This is a genomic window from Streptomyces sp. MBT53, from assembly GCF_016654115.1.
In the GTDB taxonomy this organism is placed as follows: domain Bacteria; phylum Actinomycetota; class Actinomycetes; order Streptomycetales; family Streptomycetaceae; genus Streptomyces.
Window position 1 is genome coordinate 1 of record NZ_JAEQAZ010000293.1, and the last position, 7,539, is coordinate 7,539.

General features: G+C 70.2%; 9 protein-coding genes. 5 read left to right on the forward strand and 4 right to left on the reverse strand.

The features are described from left to right. A partial coding sequence (locus JHN45_RS48505) for a hypothetical protein (RefSeq protein WP_200715542.1) occupies nt 1-824 on the forward strand: 824 nt, incomplete at its 5' end. Nucleotides 825-830: 6 nt separating this feature from the next. Here the strand turns inward: JHN45_RS48505 and JHN45_RS48510 are convergent. The 4 genes from JHN45_RS48510 to JHN45_RS48525 form a co-directional block, all read right to left on the reverse strand. Beyond that, nucleotides 831-1,466, reverse strand: a complete 636-nt coding sequence (locus tag JHN45_RS48510) for a cytochrome b/b6 domain-containing protein (RefSeq protein ID WP_201055858.1) — start codon at nt 1,464-1,466, stop codon at nt 831-833. Next, complete coding sequence (locus JHN45_RS48515) at nt 1,450-2,205, reverse strand: molybdopterin-dependent oxidoreductase (RefSeq protein ID WP_201055859.1); 756 nt, start codon at nt 2,203-2,205, stop codon at nt 1,450-1,452. The genes JHN45_RS48510 and JHN45_RS48515 overlap by 17 nt, the downstream gene beginning before the upstream one ends. A gap of 113 nt (nt 2,206-2,318) precedes the next feature. After that, nucleotides 2,319-3,872 (reverse strand): APC family permease, encoded by a 1,554-nt coding sequence (locus JHN45_RS48520; RefSeq protein WP_201055860.1) that lies wholly within the window; start codon nt 3,870-3,872, stop codon nt 2,319-2,321. 115 nt (nt 3,873-3,987) lie between these two features. After that, a complete protein-coding gene (locus JHN45_RS48525) occupies nt 3,988-4,938 on the reverse strand; it encodes a hypothetical protein (RefSeq protein ID WP_201055861.1) in 951 nt (316 codons plus the stop codon). Nucleotides 4,939-5,291: 353 nt separating this feature from the next. Here JHN45_RS48525 and JHN45_RS48530 point away from each other — a divergent pair, with 353 nt between their 5' ends. Genes JHN45_RS48530 through JHN45_RS48545 form a run of 4 tightly spaced genes read left to right on the forward strand, consistent with a single transcriptional unit; the run spans nt 5,292 to nt 7,471 of the window. Next, complete coding sequence (locus JHN45_RS48530; protein ID WP_200715537.1) at nt 5,292-6,185, forward strand: DMT family transporter; 894 nt, start codon at nt 5,292-5,294, stop codon at nt 6,183-6,185. Nucleotides 6,186-6,223: 38 nt separating this feature from the next. After that, nucleotides 6,224-6,745 carry an NUDIX hydrolase gene (locus JHN45_RS48535; RefSeq protein WP_201055863.1) on the forward strand — a complete coding sequence of 174 codons (522 nt, stop codon included), beginning with the start codon at nt 6,224-6,226 and terminating at the stop codon, nt 6,743-6,745. Nucleotides 6,746-6,755: 10 nt separating this feature from the next. Then, a complete protein-coding gene (locus JHN45_RS48540; RefSeq protein ID WP_200715535.1) occupies nt 6,756-7,148 on the forward strand; it encodes a DUF202 domain-containing protein in 393 nt (130 codons plus the stop codon). Then, a complete protein-coding gene (locus JHN45_RS48545; protein WP_201055865.1) occupies nt 7,145-7,471 on the forward strand; it encodes a DUF202 domain-containing protein in 327 nt (108 codons plus the stop codon). The genes JHN45_RS48540 and JHN45_RS48545 overlap by 4 nt, the downstream gene beginning before the upstream one ends. Nucleotides 7,472-7,539: the final 68 nt, after the last annotated feature.

Sequence of the window (7,539 nt, forward strand, 5' to 3'; positions counted from 1 at the left end):
CCCCCGGCCCCCCGAAATGGGTCGAGTTCCTCGGCACCGTCGGCTCGCTGCTCTCCCTCCTCACGGCCGTGCTGTTCTACTTCGGCTGGGCCAGCACGGACGCCGAGACGCGGGCCCTCGGCCTGCGGGACACGCTCTTCCGGTTCTCCACCGCCGACTACCTGCTGCGCAGCGTGGACGCGCTCTACCTCCCCGTACTCGTGGCGGCGGCCGTGTGGATGGCGGCGGCGGCCCTGCACCACCGGGAGGACCGCGACCCGGAACGCACCGCGCGGGTGCTGCGCGTCCTGCGGTACGCCTGGCTGCCGTCGCTCCCTCTCCTTGCCCTCTACTACGTCGCCCCGGGCGCCCTGAATCTCGTCGTCCCGCTGGCGCTCCTCGCGGGCGTGCTGCTGAGCGCGTACGCGTACACGCGGCCCGCCGACCGGCGCAGGGCGGCGCGGATCTGGGTGCCGGCCCTGCTGGTCGCCGTCGTGTCGCTGTTCTGGGCGGTGTACGCGTACGCGGAGATCGTCGGCCGGGGCCGCGCCGCCGAGACGACCGCCACGGTCGCCGACGAGTTCCCGGCCGTCGTCGTGTTCAGCAAGCAGGATCTGCTGATCCGCGGCGGCGGCAGCTGTGTCCGGGCAGTCGCGGAGACAGGCAGCCCCTACCACTTCCGGTACGCCGGGCTGCGCCTGTTCCATGTCTCGGGCGACCGCCTGTTCCTCGTACCGCGGTACTGGGCCCCCTGGGACGGCACCCTCTACGTGCTGCGGGACGGGGATCCCGGGCTGCGCGTGGAGTACGTCAGCGGGCGCGGCTACCGGGCCAAGGAGTGCTGAGGGCGCTCACGGCTTCCACAGCGGGTGCTCCCGCTTCGCCCACTCCCTGCTCACCGACCCCGTACGCAGCCCAGCCCGCGCCTCCGGGTCGCCGAGCGCCATGCCGATGTGGCCGCCGAGCACGATGCCGATCGTGAGGGCGAGCCAGTCGTGGACGAAGGTCGCGCTGGTGCGCCACATGATCGGGGTGAGGTGGGTGAACCACATCATCAGGCCTGTGCCGAGCATGACCAGGCTGGCGCCGGCGATCCAGTTGGCGTAGATCTTCTGGCCGGCGTTGAACTTGTCGGCCGGCCGGGCCGAGCGGCGTTTGTCGCGCAGCAGGGCGCCGCGCAGCCAGACCCGGTCGTGCGGGCCGAAGCGGTTGAGGAAGCCGAGGTTGACGCGGAAGCCCCGGGAGAAGAGGCCGAAGAGGACGGGCACGGGGAGCGCGACCCCGGCCAACTCGTGGATGCGGACGACGAGTTGGCGGCGGCCGACGAGTTCGGCGAACTCCGGGATGTAGAGGCAGGCAGCCGTGGCCACGCAGATGCCCATGAGCGCGGCGGTGGTCCGGTGCACCCAGCGGTCGGTGCGGCCGAAGCGGCGGACACGGGACGACGGCTCCGTGGCGGGGGCGTGGGCTTCAGCTCGTAGGGTCATCGTCGCGTCCGTTCGACTTGCCGACCCAGGCGTCGACGTCGTAGCCCCGATCCTCCCAGTAGCCGGGCTTCACGTGCTCGGTGACCGTGATGCCGGAGAGCCACTTCGCGGACTTGTAGAAGTACATGGGGGCGACGTAGAGGCGGACCGGGCCGCCGTGGTCGTGGCCCAGGGGTTTGTCCTGCATGCGCAGCGCGACCAGGATGTCGGAGCGGCGGGCCTGGTCGAGGGTGAGGCTCTCGGTGTAGGCGCCGTCGAAGCAGGTGAAGCGAACCGCCCCGGCCTTGGCGCGCACTCCCGCGGCGTCCAGGAGCCGGGACAGTCGCACCCCCTCGAAGGGGGTCCCGGGGACCCGCCAGCCGGTGACGCACTGGACGTCCTTGACCAGCCGGGTCTGCGGCATCGCGCGCAGGTCGGCGAGGGTGTAGGTCGCCGGTTTGTCGACCAGGCCGTCGACGGTCAGCCGGTAGTTCTGGGCGTTCTTGTTCGGCACGGACGCGGTGACGGAGTAGTAGCGGAAGCCGCCTCCGTTCGGGAGCAGTCCGGTCAGCCCGGTGGGGTCCTTGCCGGAGAGGGCGCCCAGGAACCCGTCCATGCCCCGCTGCAGGACCGGCGCGGACACGACACCGAGGGCGCCCAGACCGAGGGTGCCGAGGAAGACGCGGCGACCGACGGGCCGGCCCTGCGCTTCCTTCTCCTCCTCCGACGGCTCGGGCGACTCGGTTGGTTCAGGGTTCACGCAGTCATTCGAACACCCGCGACCCCGGCGCGGCCAGGGATCGCGGATGCTCGTCAGACTTCCGTAACCACTTCTTACGTGCTTCTCAGCAACGACAGCTCGGCCACAGGTTCCTACGGCGTCTCCGTGGCCGCCTTGTCCAGCTGGAACGCCTCGTTGCCGAGCCCGATGCGGGCGTGCGCCTCGGGGTTGCGGGAGCGCAGGAACAGGCCCTGGGCCAGGCCCACGAGCAGGGCGAGGCCGACGATGCCGGGCAGGATCCAGCTCAGGGACGAGCCGGGTCCCGCGCCGACCAGGACGTCGAAGTCCTTGACGGTGTAGACGGCGATGACGACGAGCGCGATGCCGGAGAGCGCGGAGGTGACCAGTCGCCAGGCCTGGGCACCGGCGGAGCCGCGGCGGGCGAAGAAGACGATCACCGACAGGGAGGCGGCGGCCATCAGCACGATGACGCCGAGGGCGCCGATGTTGCCGAACCAGGTGAACAGGTGCAGGACCGGTTCGGTCGGGTCTCCGGTCGGCTTGTCGTCCGCCACCGCGAAGACGATCACGATCACGGCGGACACGACGGTCTGCAGCAGCGAGCCGGTGCCGGGGGCGCCGCTGGAGCCCGTCGTACGGCCGAACGCGGACGGCAGCAGGCCCTCACGGCCCATGGCGAAGGCGTAGCGGGCGACGACGTTGTGGAAGCTGAGCATGGCGGCGAACATGCCGGTGACGAACAGGACATGGAGCACGTCGGTGAAGGTGCCCCCGAGCCGGGACTCGGTCAGATAGAAGAGCAGACCCGCGCTCTGCTTCTGGGACACACCGACGACCTGGGAGGGCCCCGTAGCGACGGTGATCGCCCAGCAGCTGAGCGCGAAGAAGACGGCGACGCCACTGACGGCCAGGAACATCACGCGCGGCACCAGGATGTGCGGGCGGCTGGTCTCCTCGGCGTACACCGGGGCCTGTTCGAAGCCGAGGAAGGCGGCGATGCAGAAGCAGAGGGCGGTGCCGACGCCGGCGCCGCTGAGGGTGTCGGGGTTGAAGGCGTGCAGGGACAGGCCCTCCTTGGCCGGATCGGCGACGGCCGCGATGTCAAAAATGACAACGAGCGCGACCTCGACGATCAGCAGCACGCCGAGCACGCGCGCGTTCACGTCGATCTTCAGCCAGCCGAGCCCGCCGACGACGGCTATGGCCACCAACGCCGGTATCCACCACGCCACTTGGAGGTCGGCGTAGGTGGAGAAGAGTCCGGAGACCTCGAAGCCGAAGATGCCGTAGATGCCGACCTGGAGGGCGTTGTACGCGACGAGCGCCACCAGGGCCGCGCTCGCGCCGGCGGTGCCGCCGAGGCCGCGGGAGATATAGGCGTAGAAGGCGCCCGCGTTGTGGACGTGCCGACTCATCTCGGCGTAGCCGACGCTGAAAAGAACCAGGACGACACCGAGGAGGACGAAAAGGAGCGGCTGCCCTTCGATGCCCATCACCGCGAATGTGGTGGGCATGACACCCGCGACCACCATGAGGGGCGCGGTCGCCGCGAGCACGGAGAGCAGCAGGCCTCCGGTGCCGAGGCGGTCGGCGCGCAGGGCGCGCTCCTGCCCTCTGAACGTACTGATGCCGCTGCCGCCGCCGTCCGCGGTGGCGCTGCTCGTGCTGGAACTGCCCGTCGTCATGGCGGGAACGTCCTTTCGGGGTCGCTACGGGTTCGTTGCTACGGTCGCGTTACTCCGCTACGGCGGCGTCGCTACGGTCGCGTTTCACCGCTACCGAGCCGTCGCTACGGGGGCGTTACGTCGTACCGAGCGCATGGTCGCGCGCGGCACGGAAAGCGGTGAGCGGGTCGCGGTCCGGGTAGGACCAGGGGGCCGGGGTCGGGTGTTCCCCGATGCGGTGGAACAGGGCGGCGGCCTCGGCGGCACGGCCCTCGTAGTACTTGGCGTGGGCGAGGAAGTTGAGGTCGACCAGGCGGCGCGGGTGGCCCTCGTGCTCCCACTCCAGCCACCAGTCGAAGGCGGCCTTCATCACCTGCCGGGCCCGGCGTCCGGACCAGTGCTCGGAGGCGGCCGGGTCGGCGGGTTCCAGGCCGGCGGCGGCCAGCACGCGGTAGCGCTCGGTGTGCGCGACGACCGGCAGTATGGCAAGCGGGGAGTCGGCGGGGGCCTGTTCGGCGGCCCAGTAGGCGAAGTCGTAGACCTCGTGCAGCGGGTCGAGGCCCGCGGTGGCCCGGCGCTCGGCCAGCCTGGCGACCATCAGATGGTGGGCGTGGTGGTGGTCGGCGTGCCGGTGGCGGACCTCGTCGAAGAGCTGGACGACACCCTCGTCGGTGCCGAGGCTGTGCTCCAGGAGGAGCAGTCCGAGCCAGGGCGTGGGATCGGCGGGCACCCGGGCCGCCGCCGTACGACAGGCGTCGCGGGCCTTGACGGGCTTCTCCTTGCCGGCCAGTACGCGCTGGACGAGGGCGACGGCGAGCAGCACGGAGGCGTCGGCGGACTCGGGCTCGGCGAGCAGCCAGTCACGGGCCCAGGCGGTGGTGTAGGACTCCAGGGCGAGGACGGTGACCCGGTGGGCGCGCAGATCCCACTCGTCGCCCGTCTGGGCGAGCAGACCGCGCACCGCCTGCCAGCGGCCCTGGGCCAACGCGGCTCGCGCGGTGACGAGTTCTCCGTCGTCGAGGGCGGCGTCGAATGCCTGGGCCGCACGTTTGTTACGGCGTCCGAGGGGTGGCGGGGGTGGGGACACCCGGGTATTCCTCACGATCCTCACGCGACGCTGCGGGACATCGGCGCGCTATCGGCCGATCACGCACAGCCAACCCCCAGCCAACACTTCACGTCAAGTGCCGAACGCCTGTTACTCCTGTCAACTACCTTCACGCAAAAGGCACTTGTGACCACAAGCCCTACCCGGGACGGTACGCTCCCAAGCGTTCACGGGTCACCGATGTGTCGTACGCCATGGCGCTCCGGCTCACGGCGGCGGACCATGGCAGCACGGTCCCGGTTCCGGGAACTTCCAGGGGCACGCCGGACCCCGGGGCGCTACAGTCGCCCCAACGCATCCCGTAGCCCGGCCCAACGATCGAGGTACGCAGCGTGTCGGTTCTGGTTCTGATGCTCTCCGTGAGTGCGGCCTGTTGCCTCGGCTTCGGGTTCGTACTCCAGCAGAACGCGGCCCAGCAGGCACCTCTGAGCGACTTCCTCTCCCCGAGACTGCTCCTCGACCTCATGAAGGTGCCGCGCTGGCTCGGCGGCATCGCCCTGATGGTCGCGGGCATGGTGCTGGGCGCGATAGCCCTGTCCCAGGGCGAGGTCTCCCTGGTCGAACCGCTCCTCGCCACGAACCTCCTCTTCGCCCTGGCCCTCTCCCGAAAACAGACAAAACAATCCCTGGGCCGCCAGGGCTGGACGGGCCTGGCACTCCTGGCCGGCGGAGTGACGACGTTCATCGTCGCGGGCGAACCCCGCAGCGGCACAGCGGTGACGGACCCCTTCCGCCACTGGCTGATCATCGGCGCGATGGTGGGCCTGGCCCTCCTCCTCACGACCTACGCCAAACGCTCCCGCCTCAGCGCGGCCCCGGTCCTCCTGGCCCTGGCCGCCGGCCTGCTCTACGGCGTCCAGGACGCGCTCACCAGGGTCAGCGGCCAGCGCTTCACCGAGGGCGGCCTCACCGAACTGGTCACCACCTGGCAACCGTACGGAGTACTGGCCCTCGGCATAACGGGCCTGGTCCTGGTGCAGAGCGCATTCGAAACGGCCCCCCTGCGCATGTCCCTCCCCGCCCTCACCGCGGCCCAGCCGCTGGCCGGGATCATCTGCGGAGTGGGCTTCCTCGGCGACCAGTTGCGCACGGACACAGGCGCACTGGCCTGGGAGGCGGTGGGCCTCGCGGGGATCGTCGTAGGCATCCTGCTCCTGGGCATGCACCCCGCGATGCCGCGAGGCACGACAAAACCGCAGCCGACCCTGAACCTCCAGCCCCGCTGACAACCCTGCCCCCCTCCCCCCTCTGTTTGGATGGGGCCATGAGCGCAGCAGACGAAATCCTGGACATCGTCGACGAACACGACCAGGTCATCGCCCAATCCCCGCGAGGCGAGGCCTACGCCCAGGGCCTACGCCACCGCGCGGTCTTCATCCAGACCCGAGACGCCCAGGGCCGCGTCTTCGTCCACCGCCGAACCCCCACCAAACTGGTCTTCCCCTCCCTCTACGACATGTTCGTCGGCGGAGTGGTGGGCGCGGGCGAGTCCTACGACGACGCGGCCCTGCGCGAGGCGGAGGAGGAACTCGGCGTCACCGGCCTCCCCCAACCCGGCTTCCTCTTCAAGTTCCTGTACGACGACGGCGCCGGCCAGACTTGGTGGTCGGCGGTGTACGAGGTGCGCTGCGACCTACCGATCAGCCCCCAGGTCGAAGAGGTCGACTGGCACGCCTTCCTCGAGGAGGGAGAGATCGAACGACGCCTGAACGACTGGGAATGGGTACCGGACGGCCTCGCGGCCTACGAACGACTCAAGGAGTACCACTCCAAGACGGCCGGATAGGCTCGCTCCCGTGATCGATTTCGCACGGAACGTCCGCCTGTGGTTCGCGCCTCAGCAGATCAGCGAGGAGGGCAGCACCCCCGACTACCGCTTCTCCCTGGCCAACGAGCGCACCTTCCTGGCCTGGCTGCGCACCGCGCTGGCGCTGATCGGCGGAGGCTTCGCGGTCGACCAGTTCCTCCCGGACCTGCGCTGGGCCTGGCGAGCAGGCCTGGCACTAGCACTCCTCGCGGCAGGCGTCCTATGTTCGCTACGCGCGGTAAACCACTGGGTGCGCTGCGAACGGGCGATGCGCCAGGGCAAGGACCTGCCCGTGTCCCGCTTCCCCGCACTGCTCGGCATCGCCGTGGCGATCGTGGCCGTAGCCATGGTCATCGTCGTACTGGCCGGATGGGAAGGATGACCACCCCCTCGACGCCCCCGGACCGCGACCCGGGCCTACAGCCCGAACGCACCCGCCTGGCCTGGCGCCGCACGACCCTCTCAAGCACAGTAGCCGCAGTCCTGGCCGCAAAAGCGGCACTGCACAACGGAGTCAGCACAGAGGGCATCATCATCTGCTCCCTCTGCTGCACACTCTGGCTCGGCTTCCTCACCGTGGCCCACCACCGCATCACCACCCTCGCGACCACCGGCGCACCCCCACCCCTGACCCCCCGCCACGCCACCACGGCGGTGCTGTGCACGGTGGCAGTGGCGATCTGCGCGGCAGTGCTCGTGTACTGACCAAGAAAAAGCGACGGACCACGATCCCGCACCCGCCGACGCACGGAAGCGGGGCGTGGCGGTACGGC